The organism is Methylobacterium sp. 1A (genome assembly GCF_058072805.1).
In genome coordinates, this window is sequence record NZ_JBYQVE010000001.1 from 2,236,714 (window position 1) to 2,259,800 (window position 23,087).

The 23,087-nt window shown below is 72.5% G+C and carries 19 protein-coding genes and 1 tRNA gene; 8 read left to right on the plus strand and 12 right to left on the minus strand.

The annotated features are described in order from the left end of the window. The first annotated feature begins 33 nt into the window (after window positions 1–33). The 3 genes from ACX9MN_RS10895 to ACX9MN_RS10905 are packed head-to-tail and all read left to right on the plus strand — an operon-like array spanning window position 34 to window position 2,759. Window positions 34–1,557 (plus strand): phytoene desaturase, encoded by a 1,524-nt coding sequence (locus tag ACX9MN_RS10895; protein ID WP_489724405.1) that lies wholly within the window; start codon window positions 34–36, stop codon window positions 1,555–1,557. After that, on the plus strand, window positions 1,538–2,608 hold the full coding sequence (locus tag ACX9MN_RS10900) for a phytoene/squalene synthase family protein (RefSeq protein ID WP_489724406.1): 1,071 nt from the start codon (window positions 1,538–1,540) through the stop codon (window positions 2,606–2,608). Before ACX9MN_RS10895 ends, ACX9MN_RS10900 begins: the two co-directional genes overlap by 20 nt. A 22-nt stretch (window positions 2,609–2,630) precedes the next feature. Next, window positions 2,631–2,759, plus strand: a complete 129-nt coding sequence (locus tag ACX9MN_RS10905) for a hypothetical protein (protein WP_280141588.1) — start codon at window positions 2,631–2,633, stop codon at window positions 2,757–2,759. A gap of 50 nt (window positions 2,760–2,809) precedes the next feature. Here the strand turns inward: ACX9MN_RS10905 and ACX9MN_RS10910 are convergent, their stop codons facing one another. Both ACX9MN_RS10910 and hemC read right to left on the minus strand, forming a co-directional pair. Then, window positions 2,810–3,721 carry a PhzF family phenazine biosynthesis protein gene (locus ACX9MN_RS10910; RefSeq protein ID WP_489724407.1) on the minus strand — a complete coding sequence of 304 codons (912 nt, stop codon included), beginning with the start codon at window positions 3,719–3,721 and terminating at the stop codon, window positions 2,810–2,812. Between the two features lie 10 nt (window positions 3,722–3,731). After that, on the minus strand, window positions 3,732–4,655 hold the full coding sequence (hemC, locus tag ACX9MN_RS10915; RefSeq protein WP_489724408.1) for a hydroxymethylbilane synthase: 924 nt from the start codon (window positions 4,653–4,655) through the stop codon (window positions 3,732–3,734). 183 nt (window positions 4,656–4,838) lie between these two features. On the opposite strand from hemC, the gene ACX9MN_RS10920 reads away from it, so the two are divergent. From ACX9MN_RS10920 to ACX9MN_RS10930, 3 genes are all read left to right on the plus strand, one after another. Continuing rightward, window positions 4,839–5,759: a metallophosphoesterase gene (locus ACX9MN_RS10920; protein WP_091676964.1), complete on the plus strand. Its 921-nt coding sequence runs from the start codon at window positions 4,839–4,841 to the stop codon at window positions 5,757–5,759. Window positions 5,760–5,950: 191 nt separating this feature from the next. Continuing rightward, complete coding sequence (locus ACX9MN_RS10925; protein WP_091676961.1) at window positions 5,951–6,505, plus strand: tellurite resistance TerB family protein; 555 nt, start codon at window positions 5,951–5,953, stop codon at window positions 6,503–6,505. Between the two features lie 77 nt (window positions 6,506–6,582). Next, window positions 6,583–7,044 carry an ABC transporter ATPase gene (locus tag ACX9MN_RS10930; RefSeq protein ID WP_489724409.1) on the plus strand — a complete coding sequence of 154 codons (462 nt, stop codon included), beginning with the start codon at window positions 6,583–6,585 and terminating at the stop codon, window positions 7,042–7,044. A gap of 38 nt (window positions 7,045–7,082) precedes the next feature. On the opposite strand, the gene ACX9MN_RS10935 is transcribed toward ACX9MN_RS10930, so the two are convergent. Further along, window positions 7,083–8,615, minus strand: coding sequence for an acyl-CoA carboxylase subunit beta (locus ACX9MN_RS10935; protein ID WP_020091972.1), 1,533 nt, complete (start codon window positions 8,613–8,615; stop codon window positions 7,083–7,085). 157 nt (window positions 8,616–8,772) lie between these two features. Then, window positions 8,773–8,847: transfer RNA gene (locus tag ACX9MN_RS10940), tRNA-Val, on the minus strand. A 258-nt stretch (window positions 8,848–9,105) separates the two neighbouring features. On the opposite strand from ACX9MN_RS10940, the gene ACX9MN_RS10945 reads away from it, so the two are divergent. Together ACX9MN_RS10945 and ACX9MN_RS10950 are read left to right on the plus strand one after the other, a co-directional pair. Next, window positions 9,106–9,447 carry an Rdx family protein gene (locus tag ACX9MN_RS10945; RefSeq protein ID WP_234082982.1) on the plus strand — a complete coding sequence of 114 codons (342 nt, stop codon included), beginning with the start codon at window positions 9,106–9,108 and terminating at the stop codon, window positions 9,445–9,447. Between the two features lie 55 nt (window positions 9,448–9,502). Beyond that, window positions 9,503–11,719 (plus strand): sensor histidine kinase, encoded by a 2,217-nt coding sequence (locus ACX9MN_RS10950; RefSeq protein WP_489724410.1) that lies wholly within the window; start codon window positions 9,503–9,505, stop codon window positions 11,717–11,719. 24 nt (window positions 11,720–11,743) lie between these two features. Here the strand turns inward: ACX9MN_RS10950 and ACX9MN_RS10955 are convergent, their stop codons facing one another. The 8 genes from ACX9MN_RS10955 to ACX9MN_RS10990 are packed head-to-tail and all read right to left on the minus strand — an operon-like array spanning window position 11,744 to window position 23,052. After that, window positions 11,744–12,892 (minus strand): ABC transporter permease, encoded by a 1,149-nt coding sequence (locus tag ACX9MN_RS10955; protein WP_489724411.1) that lies wholly within the window; start codon window positions 12,890–12,892, stop codon window positions 11,744–11,746. Window positions 12,893–12,903: 11 nt separating this feature from the next. Then, the gene (locus tag ACX9MN_RS10960) at window positions 12,904–13,920 is read right to left on the minus strand and encodes an ABC transporter permease (RefSeq protein ID WP_056528616.1); all 1,017 of its coding nucleotides are present in this window, start codon (window positions 13,918–13,920) and stop codon (window positions 12,904–12,906) included. Continuing rightward, on the minus strand, window positions 13,917–15,884 hold the full coding sequence (locus tag ACX9MN_RS10965) for an ABC transporter substrate-binding protein (protein WP_091976556.1): 1,968 nt from the start codon (window positions 15,882–15,884) through the stop codon (window positions 13,917–13,919). Before ACX9MN_RS10965 ends, ACX9MN_RS10960 begins: the two co-directional genes overlap by 4 nt. Beyond that, window positions 15,881–16,747 (minus strand): hypothetical protein, encoded by an 867-nt coding sequence (locus tag ACX9MN_RS10970; protein WP_091676945.1) that lies wholly within the window; start codon window positions 16,745–16,747, stop codon window positions 15,881–15,883. Before ACX9MN_RS10970 ends, ACX9MN_RS10965 begins: the two co-directional genes overlap by 4 nt. Next, window positions 16,747–18,588, minus strand: a complete 1,842-nt coding sequence (locus tag ACX9MN_RS10975) for an ABC transporter ATP-binding protein (protein ID WP_026604759.1) — start codon at window positions 18,586–18,588, stop codon at window positions 16,747–16,749. The genes ACX9MN_RS10970 and ACX9MN_RS10975 overlap by 1 nt, the downstream gene beginning before the upstream one ends. Then, window positions 18,585–20,537 carry a glycosyltransferase gene (locus tag ACX9MN_RS10980; protein ID WP_489724412.1) on the minus strand — a complete coding sequence of 651 codons (1,953 nt, stop codon included), beginning with the start codon at window positions 20,535–20,537 and terminating at the stop codon, window positions 18,585–18,587. The genes ACX9MN_RS10975 and ACX9MN_RS10980 overlap by 4 nt, the downstream gene beginning before the upstream one ends. Then, a complete protein-coding gene (locus ACX9MN_RS10985; protein ID WP_489724413.1) occupies window positions 20,525–21,805 on the minus strand; it encodes a glycosyltransferase family 4 protein in 1,281 nt (426 codons plus the stop codon). Before ACX9MN_RS10985 ends, ACX9MN_RS10980 begins: the two co-directional genes overlap by 13 nt. Further along, complete coding sequence (locus tag ACX9MN_RS10990) at window positions 21,802–23,052, minus strand: glycosyltransferase family protein (protein ID WP_042669527.1); 1,251 nt, start codon at window positions 23,050–23,052, stop codon at window positions 21,802–21,804. Before ACX9MN_RS10990 ends, ACX9MN_RS10985 begins: the two co-directional genes overlap by 4 nt. Window positions 23,053–23,087: the final 35 nt, after the last annotated feature.

Here is a 23,087-nt window from a genome sequence, read left to right on the forward strand (position 1 = left end):
CGCGGCGGGAAAGGACCGCGATAGTGTCAAGCAATGCTGACACTCGCGGTCGACCATCGGGTTGCGCAAGAGATCGATCGGCGCCCGCACGCCGTCGTGGCCGGCTCGGGCTTCGGCGGTCTCGCCGCGGCGGTCCGGCTGGGCGCGCGCGGCTATCGCGTCACCGTTTTGGAGCGCCTCGCGCAGCCCGGGGGACGGGCCCGCGTCCACAGGCAGGACGGCTTCACCTTCGACGCCGGTCCGACCATCGTCACCGCGCCCCAGCTCTTCGAGGAGTTGTGGCAGCTCGCCGGCCGCAGGCTCGCCGACGACGTGACGCTGGTGCCGATGGATCCGTTCTACCGGATCCGCTTCGCCGACGGCACGTCCTTCGCCTACAGCGGCGACGTGGACCGGATGCGCGCCGAGGTGGCCCGCTTCGCGCCGGACGACGTCGCGGGGTACGAGCGCTTCATGGCGCACAGCCGCGCCGTCTGCCGGATCGGGTTCGAGCAGCTCGGACACGTGCCGTTCGGCAGCGTCGGCGCGATGCTCAAGATCGCGCCCGACCTGCTGCGCCTCTCGGGACACCGCTCGGTGTACGACGTGGTGGCGCGCTTCATCCGCGACGAGCGGCTGCGCACGGTCTTCAGCTTCCATCCGCTCCTGATCGGCGGCAACCCGTTCCGGGCCAGCGCCATCTACTGCCTGATCGCCGACCTCGAGCGGCGCTGGGGCGTTCACTTCGCGATGGGCGGTACGGGGCAGCTGGTCGACGGGCTGGTGCGGCTGATCCGGTCGCAGGGCGGCCGCCTGCGCCTCGGCGTCGAGGTCGCGCGCATCCGGGTCGAGGCGGGGGCGGCCACCGGCGTCGACCTGACCAGCGGCGAGGCGATCGCGGCCGACGTCGTGGTGTCCAACGCCGATTCGGCCGTGACGCACGCGCGCCTGCTTCCGGAGGCGCAGCGCTGGAGCCCGGGGCGGTTCCAGCGAGCCCGCTCGTCGATGGGACTGTTCGTCTGGTACTTCGGCACCAAGCGGCGCTACCCGGCGGTGGATCACCACACGATCCTGCTCGGGCCCCGATACCGCGGCCTGCTCGCCGACATCTTCGACCGCAAGGTGCTGGCCGAGGACGCGAGCCTCTACCTGCACCGTCCGACCGCCACCGATCCGAGCCTCGCCCCACCGGGATGCGACGCCTTCTACGTGCTGGCCCCGGTGCCGAACCTCGCCGGCGGCCAGGATTGGCAGACCCTCGCCGAACCGTACCGGCGCCGGATCGCCGCCCTGCTTGAGGCGAGCGTGATGCCCGGCCTGTCGGAGGCCATCGTGACCTCGAAGGTGACGACGCCGCTGGATTTCCAGGACGATTTCCTGAGCTACCGGGGCTCCGGATTCGGCCTGGAGCCGGTGCTGACGCAATCGGCCTGGTTCCGTCCGCACAACCGGTCGAGCGCAGTCCGCAACCTCTACCTCGTGGGGGCCGGCACGCATCCGGGGGCCGGCCTCCCCGGGGTGCTGTCCTCCGCCCGCATCCTCGACAGCGTGGTCCCCGATGCCCGCGTTACCGCCTGAATTCGCCGCCGCGGCCGACCGGACCGCCTGCCGGTTGGCGATCCGGGCCGGCTCGAAGAGCTTCTTCGCGGCCGGCCAGCTGCTGCCGGCCGACATGCGCGAGGCGGCTTACGGCCTCTACGCCTTCTGCAGGCTGTCCGACGATCTCGTCGACGATGCGGCGAGCCCGGCCGACCGGCGCGGCGCCGTGGCGCGTCTCGAGGCCCGGATCGGCCAGGCCTACGCGGGCCGTCCCGCCGACGCCCCGGCGGACCGCGCCTTCGCGGAGATCGTCGCGGCCCACGCGATCCCGGAAGCGCTGCCGCGCGCGCTGATCGAGGGCTTCGCCTGGGACGCCGAGGGCCGGCGCTACGCCGATCTCGGGGCGCTCCACGCCTACGCTGCCCGGGTCGCGGGCTCGGTCGGGGCGATGATGTCCCTGATCATGGGGACCCGCTGTCCCGACGCGCTGGCCCGCGCCTGCGATCTCGGCGCCGCGATGCAGCTCACCAACATCGCGCGCGACGTCGGCGAGGACGCGCGGATGGGCCGCCTCTACCTGCCGCTGGACTGGATGCGGGAGGCGGGGCTCGATCCGGACGCGTTCCTCGCCGATCCGCGGCCGAGCCCGGCCCTGGCCGGCGTGGTGGCCCGCCTCCTCGCCGAGGCGGACAGCCTCTACGCGCGCGCCGAGGCGGGCATCGCGGTGCTGCCACGCGGCTGCCGGCCCTCGATCCGGGCGGCGGGGCTGATCTACGCCGAGATCGGCCGGGTCGTTGCGGCGCAGGGCTACGATTCGGTCCGCCACCGCGCCCGGGTCACGACGGCGCGGAAGCTCGCCCTGATCGTCCGCGCGATCCGAACGCCCGCGGACGCGACCGGCCTCGGCGCGGCCCCGCTTCCCGAGACGGCGTTCCTGATCGAGGCCGTGGCGGCCGAGCCGGTCCTGCCGATGCGCGCGCGCCCGGCGCTGCGGCCCTGGTGGGACGTCGGCGGCCGGGTCGTGCACGTCCTCGACCTGATCGAGCGGATGCGCGAGCGCGAGGCGTTCGGCCGCTCCGCACCGTCCTGATCGACGCGGCGGGGGCTCATCGGTGCGCGACGGGCTGTTCGCCGCCCTCGATATCGGACTCGTCTTCGCCCTGGCGCTGGGTGTCGGGGTCTGGCAGCTCATCGCGGTCCGCCGCAGCATCCGCCGCGACCGGGACGGCAAGGTGGATTGAGGCCACGGTTACCGACGGCGGCCTCCGGGCCGTGACGGCGGGGTGAGCCACTACCCCGCGATCCGGCCGCCCTCATCCGTCGCGGTCACGCGGTCGGTGGATTCGGCGAGCGCGACGTCGCCCTCAAGCAGGCACCCGACCGGGCGGCCGTCCACGAAGCCGAGCCGCACCCGGATCTCGGACAGGCGGCCCATAGCCCGACCCTGCAGGATCCGGATCGGACGGTCGTCCGGCTCGATGAGGCCGTCCTGCAACAGCCCGAAGGCCAGGGCTGCGGCCGCGATGCCCGTGGCGGCGTCCTCGGGATAGCCGGAGGCGCGGGGAAACTGCCGCGCCTCGAACAGCCGGGCCGGGCCGTCCAGCACGGCGTAGGGATAGAGGCCGGTCGACCCGATCCGCGTGCAGGCAGCCTCGACGGCATCGCTGGCGGGCGCGAGGGCGTTCAGCGCCGCCGCGTCGCGCATCGGCACGAGCGTCTTGACCCGCGACGTCACAGCGTTGTGGACCGGCCGCGCAGCGAGGGCGTCGCGCCCGATTCCGAGCGCCGCTTGAACTGCAGCGCTCTGCTCGTCCGTCAGGGGCCGCACGCGGCCGACCGACTGCGTGATCGCGACGCTCCAAGCATCCGCGCCGCGCGGGCTGACGAACCCCGTTACGGAACCGCTGCCGGTGGCGATGCGGACCGACCCCACCGGCAGGCGCCCCTCACGGGCGAGCACCCACAGGACGCCGATCGTGGCGTGGGCGCACATCTCCATCTCGTGGTTCGGCACGAAGAAGCGGAGGTGCAGATCGTGGGCCGGGTCATCGGCCGGCAGCGCGAAGCCCGATTCGTGGCCGTACCGCCGGGCGACGCCCCGCATGGCCTCCGCGTCGAGGGCCCGCGCGTCGGAGACGACGGGACAGGGATTGCCGCCCGTGCCGGCGTGCGTGAAGACGTCGACCACAGTCACGCGGGGCATCGGCCGGCCCTCACTGGAGGTGGCGGGTATAGGTGGCGCCGGCCGCCGCCTTGAGGGCCGCGCCCGCCTCGCGGCCGATCCGCTCCGCCTCCGCGACGGGCCCCTGCCGGGACGCCGCCCAGTGGCGGCTGCCGTCGGGCAGGAAGAGCAGCCCGTCGATCCGCAGAGTGTCCCCGTCGATCTGCGCCAGGGCGGCGATGGGCGTCCGGCAGGATCCGTCGAGTTCCGCGAGCAGCGCCCGCTCGGCCGAGACCGCGATGGTGGTCCGCGCGCAGGCGATGGGCGCCAGGAGGTCGCGGATCGCCGCGTCGTCCGAGCGGCACTCGATGCCCAGGGCGCCCTGCGCCACGGCCGGCAGCATCTCCTCGACCGACAGGACGCTGCGCGCCATGCTCTCCAGGCCGAGGCGCTCCAGGCCCGCGATGGCGAGGAGCGTCGCGTCGCACTCGCCGGCCTCGAGCTTGCGCATCCGGGTGTTGGCGTTGCCCCGCAGCGGGACCACTCGGAGATCGGGCCGTCGCATCAGCACCTGCGCGCCGCGGCGGAGCGACGAGGTCCCGACCCGGGCGCCGGCCGGCAGCCCCGCCAGTCCGTCGGCGTGCGGCGACAGGAACGCGTCCCGCGGGTCGTCGCGCGCGAGGATGCAGGCGATGGTGAGACCGTCGGGGAGCCAGGTCTCCACATCCTTCATCGAATGCACGGCGACGTCGACCTCGCCGGCGAACAGGGCCTGCTCGAGTTCCTTGGTGAACAGGCCCTTGCCGCCGATCTCGGACAGGGGCCGGTCCAGGATCTTGTCGGCCACGGTGGTCACGACCACCAGCTCGGTCTCGAGGCCCGGATTGGCCGCCACGATCCGGTCGCGCACCATCCCGGTCTGCGCGAGCGCCATCGGAGAGCCGCGGGTGCCGATGCGCAGGGGGCGGTTCAACATCTGTTCCGGATCGCTTCGCTGGACGAGACACTGCCTTATAGACCGAGCGCGGCGGCAGGCCACATTCCGTCAACCGGTTTCGGGCCAGGGTCTCGCGGCCGTGAAGGCGGCCCGCCCCGCTTTCGCCGGACTGCGCGCCTAGCGGGACCCCGGCGGGTTCTGGAGCCTACAGGTCTTATCGCGATGCTGATCATGCCGAGCCGCCGGCAGTTCCTGACCGGGCTCGGCGTGGGCGCCGGCCTCACCGCCGCGACGGGCGTCTACGCCTTCGACGTCGAGCCGCTGCACCGGCTGGTGGTCACGTCCTACGCGCCGTCCCTGCCGCGCTGGGATCCGGCGCTGCGCCTGCGGGTGGCGGTGCTGGCGGATTTCCACATCTGCGAGCCGTACATGCCGTTCGACCGGGTGGCGGAGATCGTCGCGGCCACCAACGCCCTCGCGCCCGATCTGGTCCTGCTGCTCGGCGACTACCCGGCCGGGCGCATCGCGTGGCGCAAGCTGCCGCTCGACCAGTTCGCCCGGATGATGACCGAGCTGAAGGCGCCCCTCGGCACGCACGCGATCCTCGGCAACCACGATTGGTGGGACGACCACGCCGTCCAGCGGGCCGGCCGCGGCGTTCCGGCGGTGCGGCGCCTGCTGGAGGCGCAGGGCATCCCGGTCCTGGAGAATCAGGCCGTGCGCCTCGTGAAGGACGGGCGGCCGTTCTGGCTGGCCGGGCTCGGCGACCAGCTGCCGTTCCTCAACGCGTGGAACACGTTCAGCCTGGCCGACCTGCCGCGGACGCTGCGAGCGGTCACGGACTCGGCGCCCGTGATCCTGATGGCCCACGAACCCGACATCTTCGTCTCCGTGCCCGACCGCGTCTCGCTGACCCTCGCCGGCCACACCCATGGCGGCCAGGTCCGGCTGTTCGGCCACGCCCCCGCCATCCGGAAGGTGCGCGGCCACGATTACTCCTACGGCCACATCGTCCAGGACGGCCGCCACATGATCGTCTCGGGCGGTTTCGGGATGAGCCGGATCCCCGTGCGGATGGGCGTCCCGCCGGAGATCGTCCTCCTCGAGCTCGGCACGTCGGACGCGTCCGCGACCGCCAGCTGAGCACGCGAGAGCGTCACGCGGACGCCGACGGTCGCCGCATCGGTGAAGTAGATCCAGGTCGCGCGCAATGGATGTGTCGCCTGCGCGCGCGATCCCGCAAGTCACAGCGTTCATTCGCAGGCATTGACGCGGGTTTGACACACCGAGATGTGCGTGAGAGCGTCCCGCGTCGATTCGATCTGGGGACGCTCATGCCGATCCTGCTCGGCCTCATCGGGATCATCGTCGCGGGACTGTTCTGGATCTTGCGGACGCACGGGACCGTCAAGGGCCTGCAGGAGGTCAACCGGGACACGAAGGGGCTTCAGCGCCGCGCCGTCTCGACCTTCCAGAACCTCGTGGGGACGCCGTTGCAGCGCGTCCGCGACCCGCGCCTGGCGGCGGTGATCCTGATGATCCAGCTGGTCCGGACCGGCAGCCCCCTCACCGCCAGCGAGAAGACGCGGATCCTCGAATACATGGAGCGTCCGCTCGAGGTGGATCGGATCTCGGCCACCTTCGAGAGGGCCTGGGGCTACACGCAGGCGCGTCTCCCGTTCTCGCAGGTCGCCGACGCCCTGGCGCCGCTGCTGCGCGACGCGCTGACGGTGTCCGAGCGGGGCGAGTTGATCGCGATGCTGACCCAGGTGGCCAGCGCGCATTCCCCGCCCAGCGAGTTGCAGCGGGAGGGCATCGCCCGCCTCAAGCGGCGCCTCCTCGTCGGCGAGGGACCCGTTCTGGTCCGGGGACGAGGCGAATCCGCCTGATCCGCATCGGGGTGGGGCGCGGCGCGCCGGAACGCCGCGCCGCTCGCCTTTCCGGACCGCCGCGCTACCTCGCGGGCATGCGCGCGCTCCTGCCTCTCCTCGTCCTCACCGCCCTCTCGGCCGGCGCCGGCCCCGTCCGGGCACAGTCCTGCGACGCGCTCGTCGACAAGGTCACGGCCGAGACGGCGGCCAAGACGGCCGAGCGCCGGAGCGACTACGCGAGCTTCACGGCCGGTCCGGACATGACCCTGACGCTGGCCTGCGGCGGGCCAAACCTGTCCTCTGTGGGCGCGCAGTTTCGCGGGGCGAACCCGCCCGACCGCTACTACGACCTGTTCGGGCAGGCCGGGCACGCGGTGACCGGCATCGATGCCGCCGTGATCACCGACGCCGCGCACCGGGCCCAGGCGACGGCCACGAAGCTCAGGCACAGCAACGTCGATCTCGGCGGGGCCCGGGTCACCTGCTCAGCGATGGTGTCGCCCGACAAGGGCCCGCTGACGCTGTGCGCGGTGATCGAGAACAGCAACCGCAGCTGAGACCGGCGGCGGCGCGGCCGCCGGCCCGTGCGCCCGCCTCAGAGCGGGATGTTGTCGTGCTTCTTCCAGGGCTGCTCCATCTTCTTGGTGCGGAGCATCCCGAGGGCCTTGGCGATCCGGCGGCGGGTCGAGTGCGGCATGATCACCTCGTCGATGTAGCCGCGCTCGGCCGCCACGAAGGGCGAGAGGAACCGGTCCTCGTACTCGCCGGTGCGCGCCGCGATCTTCTCCGGGTCGCCGATCTCGCTGCGGAAGATGATCTCGACCGCGCCCTTCGCGCCCATCACGGCGATCTGCGCCGTCGGCCACGCGTAGTTCACGTCCGCGCCGACGTGCTTCGACGCCATGACGTCGTAGGCGCCGCCGAAGGCCTTGCGGGTGATGATCGTGACCAGCGGCACCGTCGCCTGAGAGTAGGCGAAGAGCAGCTTGGCGCCGTGCTTGATCAGGCCGCCGTATTCCTGCGCCGTGCCCGGCAGGAAGCCCGGCACGTCCACGAAGGTGACGATCGGGATGCCGAAGGCGTCGCAGTAGCGCACGAAGCGCGCGGCTTTCCGCGAGGCGTCCGAATCGAGCACGCCCGCGAGCACCAGCGGCTGGTTGGCCACGAAGCCGACGGTCCGGCCCTCGATCCGGCCGAACCCGGTGATGATGTTGCGCGCGTAGGCGGACTGGATCTCGAAGAAGTCGCCCTCGTCCACCACGCGGCGGATCAGCTCGCCCATGTCGTAGGGCTTGTTCGGGTTGTCGGGGATCAGCGTGTCGAGGGACGCGTCGATCCGATTGACGTCGTCGAAGCTCTCCAGCTCCGGCACGCCGTCGATGTTGTTCGCCGGAAGGAAGTCGAGGAGGCGGCGGATCTGGAGGATCGCCTCGACGTCGTTCTCGAAGGACCCGTCGGCGATCGACGACTTGGTGGTGTGGACCTTGGCGCCGCCGAGTTCCTCGGCGGTCACGACCTCGTTGGTGACGGTCTTCACCACGTCGGGGCCGGTCACGAACATGTAGCTCGTGTCGCGAACCATGAAGATGAAGTCGGTCATGGCCGGCGAGTAGACGTCGCCGCCCGCGCAGGGACCCATGATCACCGAGATCTGCGGGATGACGCCCGAGGCCATGACGTTGCGGCGGAACACCTCGCCGTAGCCGCCGAGCGCCGCGACGCCCTCCTGGATGCGCGCGCCGCCGGCGTCGAAGATACCGATGATCGGGGCGCGCATCTTCAGCGCCATGTCCTGAACCTTCACGATCTTCTGGGCATGCGCCTCGGACAGCGAGCCGCCGAACACCGTGAAGTCCTTCGAGAAGAGGAAGACCGTGCGGCCGTTGATCGTGCCCCAGCCGGTCACGACGCCGTCGCCGGGGATCTTCTGCTTCTCCATGCCGAAATCGGTGGAGCGGTGCTGCACGAACATGTCGAACTCCTCGAACGACCCGTGGTCGAGGAGGAGTTCGATGCGCTCGCGCGCCGTCAGCTTGCCGCGCTTGTGCTGGGCCTCGACGCGCTTCTCACCGCCGCCGAGCCGGGCCTGCGCCCGCCGCTCTTCGAGCTTGTCGAGGATGTCCTTCATGGCTGTTCCCGCCCTTCCCCTGCCTGTGACCTGCGACCCGGATCGGGCCGGGTCCAAGCTTATGCGTTCACCGATCGAGCGCCCTTAGCACGCGCTTTTCGGGTGGCAAACCGACGCGGGGAGCCGCGGGATCAGACCTTCGGGGGATAGGGGATGATGGTGGACGGTGCAGGGATCGAACCTGCGACCTTTCCCGTGTGAAGGGAACGCACTACCGCTGTGCTAACCGTCCGTACCGGCGTGCCGCCTGAGCGCACGCCATCGCCGCTCGCCCGTGGGGGCGTCGCGACCCGGTGGCGGGCCTTCTAGAGCGCGGCGGGCCGCGACGTCAAGCGCGGCCGGCGATGTTGGCCGACAGCCGGACGAGCGTTCGAGCAGGCGTCCAGATACGCACCGCACTCGGCGGAGCGCCGCCGTCGCCGGCCCGGGGCACGCCGACGTGCGCGTGCGTGAGGTTGACAAGGGCGCCGGCCCGGTGCGCTGTGCGGGCATGCACGATGGGCCAGCGGGCGCGAAGCCCGGCAGCGACGTGACGGTGGAGGGCGCGGCGAGGCCAGGACGGCCGCGCGTCGCGATCACGTACTGCACCCAGTGCAACTGGCTGCTGCGCTCCGCCTGGATGGCGCAGGAACTCCTCTCGACGTTTCGCGATGATCTGGGCGAGGTCGCCCTCGTCCCGGCCACGGGGGGCGCTTTCAACATCCAACTGGACGGGGTGCTCCTGTGGGAACGGGTGCGCGACGGCGGTTTCCCGGACGTGAAGGCGCTGAAGCAGCGCGTGCGCGACCACCTCGACCCGACACGCGATCTCGGTCATATCGACCGGTCATGAGGCGAGGGAACGGCGACGAGCCCGCGTGGCACCGCGGGCCGGGGACGGACCCCGCTTGAGTCCGGACCATCACGCCGAGGGCGCGGGCGTCCCCGCGGTGATTCCCGCGCGCCGTTCCTGGCTGTCGCGGCGGCTGCACCGCTTCGGGCGAAACGGCTTCTCGACCCAGGTCTACCTGATCGCGCTGGTGATCGCGCTGATCGGCCCCGGCCTGCTGTTCACCAGCATCCTGCTGATGCGCTACGCCTCCGCCGAGCGGGCACGGTTCGAGCAGGACGCCCGCGAGAACGTGCGCGGCATCGGCCTGTCCCTGGACCGCGACACCGCCGGTCTCGTGTCGGTGCTGCAGACTCTGGCGACCTCACCGCGGATCCGGCAGGGCGACTTCGAAGCGTTCGACGCCCAGGCGCGCCTCGTCCGCGAATCGATCGACCTGGACGTGCTCCTGCGCCGGCCCAACGGGCAAGAGATGGTGAATACCGGCGTGCCGCGCGGCGCGCCGATGCCGATCGTGACGCTACCCTTCGACCAGGATCTGGCCCGCGGGACGCAGCGCGCCATGGTGAGCGGCTACGTGCCGGGCCCGACGCCGAGCGAGGCCACTTACGCGGTCGGCGTGCCCGTGATGGTCGACGGCGAGGTCGGCTATATTCTGAGCTTCACCGTCCCCCTGTCGCGCCTGCAGGGCATCCTGTCCCGGGAGGTCGTACCGGGCTGGACGACGGGGATCAGCGACAGGTCGGGCATTGTCCTGGCGCGCCTGCCCGATCCTGAGGCGGTGGTCGGCAAGCAGCGCCTCGCCAGCCTCCGCCAGGTGCAGTCGTCGACGCCCGGGGTCTGGGAGGGCCAGGATCGCCAGCACAAGCCGGTGGTGGTGATCGAGGCGCGCTCGCGGCTCACCGGCTGGATGGTCGCGACCAGCATCCCGCAGGCCCTCGTCGACGCGCGGGTGCGGCGCTGGATCTGGGCCTTCGCGGGCTTCGGCCTGCTGGTGCTGGCCACCTCGTCGCTCCTGGCGGTGAACCTCTGGTCGCGGGTCTCGCGCCCCCTCCGGCTGCTGGCCGCTTCGGGGCCTGCCCTGGCCCGGGGCGAGGCGATCCCGCGCGTGTCGTCGCCGGTCCACGAGATCCAGCGGCTCGGCGTCGTGCTGTCGGAGGCGTCTCTCCGGCTGCGCACCCGGGAGGAGGAGCGCGACCGGGCACTCGCCGAGACAAAGCGCGGCCTGAGCGCCCTGAGCGAGTCCGAGGCGCGCTTCCGGCACATGGCCGATTCGGCGCCGGCCCTGATCTGGATGACCGACGAGACCGGCGCGGTCAGCTTCGCCAACCTCCATTTCGAGCACCTGTTCGGGCTGCCGGCCGCACGGTTCAACGACGACGGCTGGCACCAGATCGTGCATCCCGACGACCTGGAGAATTTCCGCAGCGCCTTCACGGAGGCGTTCGAGGCCCGGATCCCGTTCCGCACGGAGGCGCGGGTGATCGACCGGACGGGCGCGGTGCGCTGGCTCCAGTGCGAGGGCGTGCCGCGGCTCGACGACGCCCAGAACTTCCTGGGCTACACCGGCTGCAACATCGACATCACCGACACGAAGAACGCCGAGGAGCACCTCCTGCTCCTGATCCACGAGTTGAACCACCGGGTGAAGAACACCCTGGCGACGGTGCAGTCGATCGCGGCCCAGTCGCTGCGCGGGCTGGAAGGCGCCGAGGCCGACGCGGCGCGCGCCGCCTTCGAGGCGCGCCTCCTCGCCCTGGCGCGGGTGCACGACGTGCTGACCCGGGAGAGCTGGGAGGGGGCGGAACTCTCAGCCGTCGTGGCGGACGCGATCCGGCCGCTGGAGGCCGGCGACGGCCGGGCCTCGCGGTTCCATGTTCAGGGACCGGCCCTGCGGCTGCCGCCGCGGCTCGCGCTGTCCATCGCCATGGCCCTGCACGAGCTCGGCACGAACGCCGTGAAGTACGGCGCGCTCTCGACCGAGGGCGGCACGGTCGAGATCGCCTGGACGGTGCGGCGCCTGGACGAGATGCAGCTCTCGCTCCGCTGGTCCGAGCGCGGCGGCCCGCCGGTGAAGAAGCCGACGCGGACCGGATTCGGATCACGCCTGATCGAGCGCAGTCTGGCGCGCGAGCTCGCCGGCGAGGTGGTGCTGAGCTACGAGCCGACCGGCGTGGTCTGCACCATCGACGCCCCGGTGCCGCCGCCGGGCCTCCTCGAGCGCAAGGGCGTCGCCGCCCCGACGCGGATCGCGCCGCTGCCGCTCGCCGGGTAGGCCACACGGCGCGGCGCGCGCCCGTCAGTGGTACGGGTCGGCAGCGTCGCGCAGGCCGTCGCCCATGAAGTTGAAGGCGAGCACCGTCACCAGCACGGGCAGAACCGGCAGGAGCAGCCAGGGGTAGAGCTGCACCGCCGCGAGATTCTGCGCCTCGTTGAGCAGCACGCCCCAGCTGGTCACCGGCGGTCTGAGTCCGAGGCCCAGGAACGACAGGGCGGTCTCGCCGAGGATCATGGTCGGGATCGACAGCGTCGCTGACGCGATCAGGTGGCTCATGAAGTTCGGGATCAGGTGGCGGCCGATCACCCGGGTCGGCGAGGCGCCCATCAGCTCGGCGGCCTGGACGAAATCCTCCTCCCGCAGCGCCAGGAGCTTCCCGCGCACCGCCCGCGCGAGCCCCGGCCAGTCGAGCAGGCCGAGGATCACCGTGATGCCGAAGAAGATCAGCAGCGGGCTCCAGTTCGGCGGCAGCGCCGCCGACAGGGCGAGCCAGAGCGGCAGCTCCGGCAGGGAGCGCACCACCTCGATCAGCCGCTGCACCCCGGCATCGACGACGCCGCCGAAATAGCCCGCGATGCCGCCGAAGAAGAGCCCGAGCGCGAACGAGATGGCGACGCCCACGAGGCCGATGGTGAGGGAGATCCGGGCCCCGTAGATCATGCGCGAGAACAGGTCACGCCCGAGCTTGTCGGTGCCGAGGAGGAACAGCGTGCCGTTCTCCGGCGGGCAGACGAGGTGCAGGTCGGTGCGGACGAGCCCCAGCCAGTCGTAGCCGTCGCCCCGGCAGAGGAAGCGCAGCGGCTGCGGGGCGGCGGCGTCCACCTTGTAGTCCCGGCGGAACGTGTCGAGGTCGAGATGGGCCCGGTAGGGGTAGACGAACGGCCCGACGAAGCGGCCCTCGTGGAACAGGTGCACGCCCTGCGGCGGCGCGTAGAGGAAGTCGCCGTTGCGGCGGGCCTGCCCGTAGGGCGCGAGCTGCTCGACGAACGGCACGGTCGCGTAGAGCGCGAGCAGGATCAGGGCCGAGGCCACGGCGAGGCGGTGGCGCAGGAACTTGCGGAGGATGAGCCGCCACGCGGAGGCCGTGGCGACCGGGCTCTCGGTCCGGGCCTCCGGCTCGAAGGGCGCCGGATCGACGAAGTGTCCGGATTCGGGCAGCGCGTCGGTCATCGCGGGGCGAGTCATCGCAGGCCCATGCGGATGCGCGGATCGAGCCAGACCAGGATCAGGTCCGAGATCAGCATGCCGACGAGGGTGAGGGCCGCGACGAACATCAGGATGAACCCGGCCATGAACTGGTCCTGGCTGCGCAGGGCCTCGAGGAGCAGCGGCCCGACAGTCGGCAGGCTGAGCACCAGGGAGACCAGCACCGACCCGGAGACGAGGTGCGGGAGCAGGTTGCCGATATCCGCGACGAACGGGTTGAGCGACATCCGGAACGGGTATTTCAGCAGCGCCTGCAGGGGCGGCAGGCCTTTGGCGCGGGCGGTCACCGTGTAGGGCTTGGCCAGCTCGTCGAGCAGGTTGGCGCGCATGCGCCGGATCATGGCCGCGGTGCCGCCGAGGCCGATCACCAGCGTCGGCACGATCAGGTGCGCCAGGAGCGAGCGGACCTTCTCCCAGGTCCAGGGCTGGTTGGTGAGGGCCGAATCGTAGAGGCCGCCGATCGAAAGCCCGAACCACCGGTTGGCGTAGAACAGCAGGATCAGGGCGAGCAGGAAGCCCGGCACGGCGAGGCCGACATAGCCCAGCAGGGTGACGACGGCGTCGCCGAGCGTGTTCCGGTGCGTCGCGGAGTAGATCGCCGCCGGGATCGCCACGAGGTGGACGAACACCACCGCCGTCAGGTTGATCAGCAGGGTCAGCCACAGGGCGTCGCCGACGACATCCGCCACCGGCTTGTCGTACTCGAACGACCAGCCCCAGTCGCCCTGGAGCAGCCCGGAGAACCCGACCGATCCGGGCAGCACGCCGATCCACATCAGGTACTGCTGCCAGACCGGCCGATCGAGCCCGTACTGCTTGATGAGCAGCTCCGCCTTCGCCACGGAGCTCGCGTCGCCGGTGGCCCGCAGCTCCATGATCCGGTTGGTCAGGTAGTCGCCCGGCGGCAGCTTGATGATCACGAAGACGAGCGCCGAGATGACCAGCAGCGTCACCGCCATCGTGACGACGCGGCGGAGGATCTGGACGATCACCGGGCCTCCGCGCGCTTGTCGGCGCCGGTCTCGGTGCCCTTGTCCCAGAACAGCTCGTCGAGACGCTGCACGCCGATCATCGCGGTGGGCTCCCAGGAATAGAGGGCGCGCTTCGGGAGGTTGATCAGGCGATCGGCGCCGACCACCGGCTGGAGCGCGCCCGCCACCGTGCCGATCACCCAGGTGTTGTGCGCGTGGTTCATCAGCATCTCGCGCCAGATCGCGGCCTGCCGGCCGGCATCGTCGGTGTGGCGCCACTCCCGGTCGAGCTCGATGAGGCGCTGGACCTCCGGTACGTCGCAGGGCTCGCCGCTCTTGCCGCGGCTCTCGACGTTCATGCTCCACAGCGGCCAGGAATAATGCTCCGGCTGGGCCGGGCTCAGCTCGGTCGGGGGCATGATCGCGGTCGGGACGGCGAGGTCGAGGCCCTGGGCGGCGACCATGACGGTCACGCCCGCGATCGAGCGCCGGTGCAGGTTCGTGCGCTCCTGCGGCTTGGTGATCAGGCGGATCCCGACCTCGCGCCAGAACTCCGTGATGAGCAGCAGCGCGTCGAGGACCATCTCGGCCTCGCCGTCGCTCTCCACCACCAGCTCCAGGGCGCGACCGCCCGGGAGCAGCCGCGTGCCAGAACCGTCGCGGGCCGTCAGCCCGATCTCGTCCAGCAGCTTGGCGGCCCGGGCCGGGTCGTAGGCGGCGTTGAGGGTCCGCATCTCGGGCTCGAACAGCGCGCTCTCGGGCACGATCGTGTCGTTGCCCTCGGTGCCCAGGCCGAACAGGAGCGTGTTGTTCAGGGTGCGCCGATCGATGGCGAGCGACAGGGCGTGCCGGTACCGCACGTCGCGGTTGAGCTGCCGCCACGCCGGATCCGTCGTGGTCAGGTTCGGGTAGAGCGCGATCTCCGAGCCGCGGGCCACGGGCCACAGGTTGGTGCGGTAGCGATGCGCCGCCTCACCCTCCTTGAGGCTCGGGATGTCGGGCATCATCAGCCCGCGGAACATCAGGTCGGCCTCGCCGGCATTGGTCTTGGCGACCAGGAGGCCCTGCGAGGCCACGTCCATCACGATGGAATCGACGTAGGGGAGCTGCGTGCCGGCCGTGTCGACCCGGTGGTAGCTGCGGTTGCGCTCGAACCGGAACCGGGTGGCCGGCGAGCGGGTCCGCGGGACCCAGCCCTGCAGGGTCGGGCAGTCCGGGTTGTTGAGCTCGTAATTGTCGTCGAGGCGATTGTGCAGGGCCGCCCAGCTGCGGAGCTTCAGCGCCTTGGCCTTCGCGTCGGCCGCTTCCTTGCCGACGTAGCGGGCGTGGTACGGCTTGAGATAGTGCGACGGCCGGTAGATCAGCGGGTCGCGCGGCGCCGCCAGGGCCGGCAGGAACATCGGGTTCGGCCGGTCCCAGCTGTAGCGGACGGTGACCGGATCGAGGAATTCCACCTCCGGGAGCTTGCCGTCGACCCGGAAGAAGGCCGCGGGCCCGTCGGGGCTCAGGGCCTTCTCGTTGGCGACATCCTCCCAGTAGTAGCGGAAATCCTCCGCGGTGAACGGGTGCCCGTCCGACCAGCGGTGGCCCTGGCGGAGCGTGAACGTGAAGCGGCCGCCCTCCACGTCGACGCGCTCCAGCACATCGGGCCGCAGGTTGAGGTCGGCATCGTAGCCGACGAGGCGGGTGTAGCCGTAGACCGACAGGTAGCGGACGTCCCGCGCCTTGGCGATCAGGGTGCGGATCGTGCCGCCCGCACTGCCGAGCCGGCGTCCGTGGGCGGCGAGGTCGGCCACGTAGGGGGTGGTCGGCGGGCCGGGCGCGTCGGCCGGCGGGGTGTCGGCGAAGGCCCGCGACGGCGCGCGCGACCAGATCAGGCTGGCGCCGAGCCCGGCGAGCAGGGCGCGGCGGGACACGGTGCTGTCGTTCCCGCCCCGCAGCGGGAGAGCGGACGGGGTGCCGTCCTGAATGTCCCAGGCCTTCATGAGCTGCCCCGCAACGTCACGGAGGTGAGCCGGGCGGGCGAGTAGCCGGTCGCCCTGTGCAGGTCGTCGAAGGCGTGGGACCGGGCGATCAGCCCGGCGGCCTGCCGCACCAGGGCGTCGTCGGCCGGCTGCTCGAAATGGCGGCCGTTCCGCGTCCACCGGATCGGCTCCGGGCTGCGCTCGGGCCCGGTGATCATCGCGATGGTCGGGTGCGCGGGGCCGCCATGGGCGTGGATCCGGTGCCCGGCCGCGTCGTCGTCGAACAGCAGCCGGGTCAGACCGCGCGCCCGCGCCTCCACGACCCGCCGGCCCTGGGCGACGTGGTCGTCGAAGAACGCCACCGTCCGCGCCGGGTCGAGCATGGACCAGTCGGCGGTCGACCAATCCGCCGTGCTGTAGCGGGCCTGCCGGTCGCGGTACTGCAGGCCCGACAGGTCCGGATCGTGGCAGAAGATCTGCGCCTGCGGGCGGGCCTGCCGGATCACCCAGGTCGTGAGCCCGCGGAACACGCCCGATTCGATCACGAAGTCGGGCTTCAGCGCCCGCATGGCGACGTAGAGCTGCAGCGCGCCGTTGAAGCCGCTGCCGCCGCGCCGCTGCCGGACGGGGGCGGTGGGTATCAGCGCCCAGAACGCCCGGACCTGCTCCAGCACGTCGCCGTCGGGGACGAGGCCGGCGGCGGCGAGATCGCGTTCCAGGATGGCGGCGGCCGATTCGAGCAGGGTGGCGACTTCCCGCGGCGAGGTCGGCCGGTGGGTCCAGTCGGGGGCGGCCGGGACGAGGTCGTAGCCCAGGCGGTCGAAGAACGGCGACAGCACCTTGCGGCGCAGGCGCTCCAGCATCACGGGCGGCCGGGCCTGCATCACGCGGCCTCCGCACTGTGGGCGGCGCTGAAGCGCACCCGGTGTCCGGTCTCGACCGGGCGCATCGCCCCGGCCTCGTCGGGGGCCAGGCGGAACGGCTCCTCCCAGCGGGTCGGGTCGTTGCGGTCGGAGGCGACGGCCGCGAAGTCGAGGGGATGGTCCAGGCTCGGATCGGGCACGGCGGCGAGCAGCGCCCGCGTGTAGGGATGGACGGGCCGGCGGAACAGGGCCGCGCGGGGCGCCTCCTCGACGATGCGGCCCCGGCACATCACGCTGATCGTGTCCGCCATGTAGTCGATCACTGCCAGATTATGGGAAACGATGAGGTAGGAGAGGCCCAGGGCGGCCTGGAGATCCTTGAGCAGGTTCAGGATCTGCGCCTGGACCGAGACGTCGAGGGCCGAGACCGGCTCGTCGAGCACCAGCAGCCGCGGCTTCGGGGCGAGCGCCCGGGCGATCCCGATGCGCTGCCGCTGCCCGCCCGAGAAGGCGTGCGGGTACCGGCCGAGACCGCTGGGCTCCAGGCCGACCATGGCCATCAGGGCGCGGCAGCGCTCCCGCCGCTCCGCCGCCGGGACGCCGTGGATCTCCATCGGCTCCGACAGGATCTGCCGGACGGTCATGCGCGGATCGAGGGACGCGTAGGGGTCCTGGAACACGAACTGGACCGTGCGGCGATAGGCGAAGAGGGCGTCGCCGCTCAGGCCGTGGACGTCCCGCGGGCCGCTGCCGTCGTCGAACAGGATCCGCCCGGAATCCGGCCGGAGCGCCCGCATGATCATCTTCGAGACCGTGGTCTTGCCCGACCCGGACTCGCCGACGAGCCCCAGCGTCTGGCCCGCCGCCAAACTCAAGGAGACGTCGGACACGGCGTGGACGATCCGCGGCTTCTGCCACAGCCGACCGGCGCGCAGCGTGAAGCTCTTGCTCACCCCCTCCACCTGCAGGATCGGCCCGGCCAGGGGCGCGGGCGCCTGGCCGGGCGGGATCTCGGCCTTGGCCGGGCGGATCGGCGTGAGCCGCTCGCCGGGCGCCATGTCGAAGCGCGGCACCGCGTGGAGGAGCGCGCGGAGATAGGCGTGGCCCGGCGCGCGCATCACCGTGTCGCGCGGGCCCGCCTCGACGAGGCGTCCGCGATAGAGGACGGCGACGTCGTGGGCGATGTTGGCGACCACGCCGAGGTCGTGGGTGATCAGCAGGATCGCCATCCCGGTCTCCTCCTGGAGCCGGGCCAGCAGGGCGAGGATCTGGGCCTGGGTGGTGACGTCGAGCGCGGTGGTCGGCTCGTCGGCGACGAGGAGGGCGGGTTTCAGGATCAGCGCCATGGCGATCATGGCGCGCTGGCGCAGGCCGCCGGACAGCTCGAACGGGTAGGTCCGCAGGGCGCGGTGCGGGTCCGGGAAGCCGACCCGGGCCAGCGCCCCCTCGGTCCGGGCATCGGCCTCCTTGCGGTCGGCCCCGGTGTGGATGCGCAGCGCCTCGCCGATCTGGTCGCCCACCGTGTGGAGCGGTGACAGGCAGGTCATGGGCTCCTGGAAGATCATGGCGATGCGCTGGCCACGGATCGCCCGCATCGCCTCGCCCTCGGAGGGGAGCCGCGCGATGTCGGCCTCGACCTCGCCGTCCCGGAACAGGATCTGACCGCGGGTGATGGCGGCGGAGGGCGGCAGGATCCGCAGAATCGCCTGGGCGGTCACCGACTTGCCCGAACCGGACTCGCCGACCAGGGCGAGGGTGCGGCCGCGGTGAACGTCGAGGGACAGGCCGTGCAGCGCCTCGAACGGACCGCTCTCCGTGCGGAACGCGACCGCGAGGTCGCGGATGGACAATAGCGGGCTCAACCCGTCCTCGCGATCTGTGAGACCTGAGACTTAGATGCCGCCGGCCCCTTGTCCATCGCGGACGCGCCGAAGTGCGCCCGAACATCCACGACCTGTATCGCCGGGTGCCGCAGGAGGTTGGCCACCAGCGCGCCGACGAAGTCCCAGACGGCCTCGTCGTGGACGCGGTGGTGCGTCAGAAGGCCGAGCGGCCGCTCCGGCGCGCCCGCGATGTCGGCGGCGAGGCCGCGCAGCAGGGCTTCCGGATCGCGCAGGGACCGGCTGCCCCGCCAGTCGATCGGGTCGAGGGTGGCATCGAGCCGGCGCAGACCCGGGATCGACGGGCCGGGCACGGCCGAGAGGCCGCGATAGCCGAGATCCGGCAGGGCGGCGGCGAGTTCCGGCGCGACGCGGTTCCACGGCGGCACGAAGACAGGCAGCAGCGAGCCTTCCGGCAGACGCTGCCGGGCGATCCGGAGGCCGGCAGCGGCGTCGGCGACCAGGGTGTCGAGAGGGCGGTGCGCGCCGAACTCGGCCCGCTTCTCGCCCGGCGGGGCGTGGTTGTGGTGGGCGAGGCCGTGGACGGCGACGGATACACCGGCAGCCGCTTCGAGCCGCCGCGGCAGCGAGGCGTCGATGCCGGCCGGGATCGCGGCGAGGAGGAGCGGGACGCCGTGGTGCTCGGCGAGACCGATGAGGCGGTCGAGGTCCGGACCGCCCGCGACCGCGTCGTCGTCGCGCCAGAACAGCGGCACGCGCAGGCCCCGCGCCGCGACGGCGTCGAGAGCACGGCGGAGAGCGTCGAGGGCCGGCTCGGCCGGCTTAGCCCGGACGGGGCGCGATCGCTCGCCCCCGCGGAGGGATTCGACCAGCGCGACCGTGCGCGCTGCGCCGTCCCGATCGATCCCGGGATCGCCGGGCGCGGGGAGGACGCCCCGCGACGCGATGGCCTCCACCAGGGTCCCGGGCGTCAGCTCCGATTCCGGCAGCACCCGGGCGAGGCCCCGGGCGGCGAGGCGCTCGGCGCGCAGGCGCTGCTCGGTCTCGCCGCCGGCCTCGAAGGGCACGAGGACAGCGGGTGTGCCGGTGGCGAGGAGATCGACGGCCGTGTTGTAGCCGCACTGGCTGACCGACAGGGCGGCGCCGGCCAGGAGCGCGCGATAGTCCGGCTGGGCGCGACCGAGGATGCCGAGCGCGAGACCGTGACCGATCTCGGACAGCTCGGCCTCGGGGACGCCGTGGCCGGCGAGGATCCGCCAGCCGAGATCCGGCCGAAGCCGGGCCGCGCCTGCGGCCGCGCGCAGCAGGACCAGCCCGGCCGGTCCGGATCCGGCGGCGACCACCACGCCGGAGCGGCGCGAGGCCGGCGCGGGCACGGTCCCCTCGTCCACGTAGCCGGTGTAGCGGACCTTCGCGGCGGTCGCCGCGTCGAGGGGCCACGAGGCCTCGAGGGGGATCAGGGCCGGATCGCCGTGCACCAGCACGGCGTCGTAGAGGTCCGCCACACGCGCGTGCGCCAGGGCGATCCGCTCCGGCTTGGTCGAGGCCACGAGGACGTCGCGCACGGAGGCGAGGACGAGCGGGCGCGGCCGCCGGGCGCGGGCCGCGTCCACCAGGGCGAGGAACTCGGCCGCCAGGGCGCGCCGGCCGAACGGGAACAGCTCGGTGATCACCGCGTCCGGCTCGAAGGCCGCCAGGGTGTCGACCATCAGGGCCCGGCGGCGTTCGAGGAGCGCCGGCCCGGCCGGGCGTCCGTCGGGGTCCAGCAGCGTCGAGAAGTCCGTGCCGGTGATCCGGAGCGGCGGCAGCTGCACGCGGCGCAACCCGTCCTGTCGGACCATCGGTGCCGGGACGCCGCCCGAGACCAGCATCGTCTCGTGGCCGGCCGCCGCGAAGGCGCGGGCGATGGCGGCCGCGCGGGTGAGGTGCCCCGCGCCGAGCAGATGCGTGACCGCGATCAGGACGCGCACGCGGACAACTCCGATTCGCGGGCGACCGCGCCCTGCGGCAGACCCGCGGACGCGCGCAGCCGGCCGGCGATCAGCGCGATCGCCGCTTCCTCGGAGAAGTCCTGCACGAGCCGGGCCAGGGCCGCCGCGCCGAGCCGCTGACGGAGGCCCGGATTGCCCGCGAGACGCGACAGGGCCTCGGCCAGCGCTGCCGGCTCGCCGGGCGGCGTCAGGACGCCGTGGACACCGTCGGTGATGAATTCCGGCGTGCCGGCGAAGGCGGTCGCCAGGATCGGGAGCGCCTGGCTCGCGGCCTCCATCAGCACGTTCGGCAGGCCGTCGCGATCGCCGCCGGGGGCGGGCTTCGTCGGCAGGACGAAGAGGTCCGCCGCGCGCATGGCCTCGATCACCGCGGGCTGCGCCAGGGCGCCGCGGAAGCGGACCCGCTCCGCCAGGCCGCAGGCAGCGACCCGGGCCTCCAGGGCTTCGCGCCGCTCGCCGCTGCCGATCAGGTCGAGCCGCCATTGCAGGTGCGCGGGCAGGGCGGCGAGGGCGTCGATGAGGTCGTCGTGCCCCTTCTTGGCGACGAGCCGGCCGACACAGAGGAGCCGGAGGGGGCGGTCCGGGTCCGTCCCGTCGCGCGGCTCGCGCGGCGGCGGCGCGTCGGGGAACCGGGCGAGATCGAGCCCGTGATAGGCGAGGAGCGTCCGGCCCGGGGCGAGGCTGTCGAGCCGGGCGAGGCCGTCACGGGTGCAGGTCACGCCCCATTCGGCGTCGCGCAGCTTCTCGGCCAGTTCCCAGTCGGGCGTGGTCCAGATGTCCTTGGCATGCGCCGAGAAGCTCCACCGGCGCCCGGTCAGGAGCGCGGCGTAGCGGGCGACGCTGGCCGGCGTGTGCAGGAAGTGCACGTGGATATGGGCGACCTCGGCCGGCAATTCCCGGGCGAGGACCAGGGCCTGCCCGAGGCGCCGCAGCCGCGACGCCGTCGGGTCACGTCGGAGATCGCGGGCGAACAGCGCCAGGAGCGCGGGCAGGTTCGGCCGCCGGAGCGCGGCGCCGACGCCCCGGAGCACCCGCAGCGGCGCGTCGCGCAGGTACTCGGGCAGGTAGGCGGCCTCCGCGCGGATCTGCGCGTGCATCGGATGGCGGGCCCGATCGGTCGGGCGCCGGAGGGACCAGATCTCGAGAGCCAGTCCGCACCGTTCCAGCGCCAGCAACTCCTGCGCGATGAAGGTCTCGGAGAGCCGCGGATAGCCCTTCAGCACCACGGCGACCCGTTTGGCGCTCACGAATAGGCCTGCAGGTACGGTCGGGCCGCGACGTCCGCGCCGCCGCGGGCGGTCAGCGCCCGGACGCGGCGCGCGACCGCGTCGAGGCCGTCCAGGAGACCCGGCACCAGAACCCGCGACGGCGGGTCCTGTCCCGGCAGGTCGCGGAGCGCCGCCGCCATGCGCCCGGGCGCCCGGCCTTCCGCCTCCATCAGCACCCGCGCGAGGCCGAGTCGCTCGGCCGCCAGCGCCCGGATCGCCTGTTCCCGCCGCGGCTCGGTCCGGGGCACGAGGATCGCCCGGCGGTCGAAGGACAGGATCTCGCAGAACGTGTTGTAGCCCCCCATGGCGACGACGCCGGCGGCCTTGCGCATCAGGAATTCGATCTCGCTGTCGAAGGTGATGGCCGCGATCCGGTCGCCGAGGCGGCGGATGCGCGCCATGAACCCGTCGCGGATGCCGGCGTCGAGGAAGGGACCGAAGGCGATGAGCGCGGGGAGGGGGATCGCGGGATCGGCCTCGTAGGCGGCGATCACCCAGTCGATCAGGGCCGCCCCGTCGCCGCCGCCGCCCGGCGTCACCAGGATGAAGGGGCCGTTCGCGATCGGGGGCTCCTCGCGGCCGGCGCGGCGCTCCGGGAGGTCGCGGCGGAGATAGCCGGTGTAGATCAGGCGCCCGTCGATGCGGGCGGCCATCTCGGGCTCCATCGGCAGCGCCGCCAGGGGCTCGTGGATCCGGCTCAGCCCGTACACCCAGATCTCGTCGTAGAAGCGCGCCATCGTCTCGGCCGCGCCCTTGCGCTCCCATTCGGGGACGAGGCGGTCGGCGTCGTCGAGGACGTCGCGCAGGCCCAGGACGAGGCGGATGTCGCGGGCCGCGGCCTTCTCCAGCACCGGCAGCAACTCGCCGTGGAAGCCGGCCGGTTCCTTGTCGACGATGATCAGGTCGGGTCGGAAGGCGTCGCAGGCCTGGGCGATGATCGCGGAACGCTGCGCGACGGTGCGCGCCAGCGGGGTCGCGCCGTCGAGGCTGGCATAGCCGCCGTCGGCGAACTTGGTCACCGGCGGCAGCCTGACCGTCCGGACGCCCGCCGCGAAGGCGAAGCGGTCGACCACGGGCGAGCCTGAGACGATCATCGCCCGGGCGCCGCGGTTGCACGCCACGATCGCGTTGGCGATCGCCCGCGAGCGGCGCAGATGGCCGAGCCCGAAGGTATCGTGGCTGTAGATCAGGACGCGCGGGGCCGGAGACGCCTCGTCCAGTCGCATCGATGTGATCGCCCCGGTTTGACGGCGCGAGGATC

Coding starts and splice junctions, on each gene's coding strand:
- ACX9MN_RS10895 (WP_489724405.1), top strand. CDS start 34: ATGCTGACACTCGCGGTCGACCATCGGGTTGCGCAAGAGATCGATCGG.
- ACX9MN_RS10900 (WP_489724406.1), top strand. CDS start 1,538: ATGCCCGCGTTACCGCCTGAATTCGCCGCCGCGGCCGACCGGACCGCC.
- ACX9MN_RS10910 (WP_489724407.1), bottom strand. CDS start 3,721: ATGCCCCGCGTGACTGTGGTCGACGTCTTCACGCACGCCGGCACGGGC.
- hemC (WP_489724408.1), bottom strand. CDS start 4,655: ATGTTGAACCGCCCCCTGCGCATCGGCACCCGCGGCTCTCCGATGGCG.
- ACX9MN_RS10920 (WP_091676964.1), top strand. CDS start 4,839: ATGCTGATCATGCCGAGCCGCCGGCAGTTCCTGACCGGGCTCGGCGTG.
- ACX9MN_RS10925 (WP_091676961.1), top strand. CDS start 5,951: ATGCCGATCCTGCTCGGCCTCATCGGGATCATCGTCGCGGGACTGTTC.
- ACX9MN_RS10930 (WP_489724409.1), top strand. CDS start 6,583: ATGCGCGCGCTCCTGCCTCTCCTCGTCCTCACCGCCCTCTCGGCCGGC.
- ACX9MN_RS10935 (WP_020091972.1), bottom strand. CDS start 8,615: ATGAAGGACATCCTCGACAAGCTCGAAGAGCGGCGGGCGCAGGCCCGG.
- ACX9MN_RS10945 (WP_234082982.1), top strand. CDS start 9,106: ATGCACGATGGGCCAGCGGGCGCGAAGCCCGGCAGCGACGTGACGGTG.
- ACX9MN_RS10955 (WP_489724411.1), bottom strand. CDS start 12,892: ATGACCGACGCGCTGCCCGAATCCGGACACTTCGTCGATCCGGCGCCC.
- ACX9MN_RS10965 (WP_091976556.1), bottom strand. CDS start 15,884: ATGAAGGCCTGGGACATTCAGGACGGCACCCCGTCCGCTCTCCCGCTG.
- ACX9MN_RS10970 (WP_091676945.1), bottom strand. CDS start 16,747: ATGCAGGCCCGGCCGCCCGTGATGCTGGAGCGCCTGCGCCGCAAGGTG.
- ACX9MN_RS10990 (WP_042669527.1), bottom strand. CDS start 23,052: ATGCGACTGGACGAGGCGTCTCCGGCCCCGCGCGTCCTGATCTACAGC.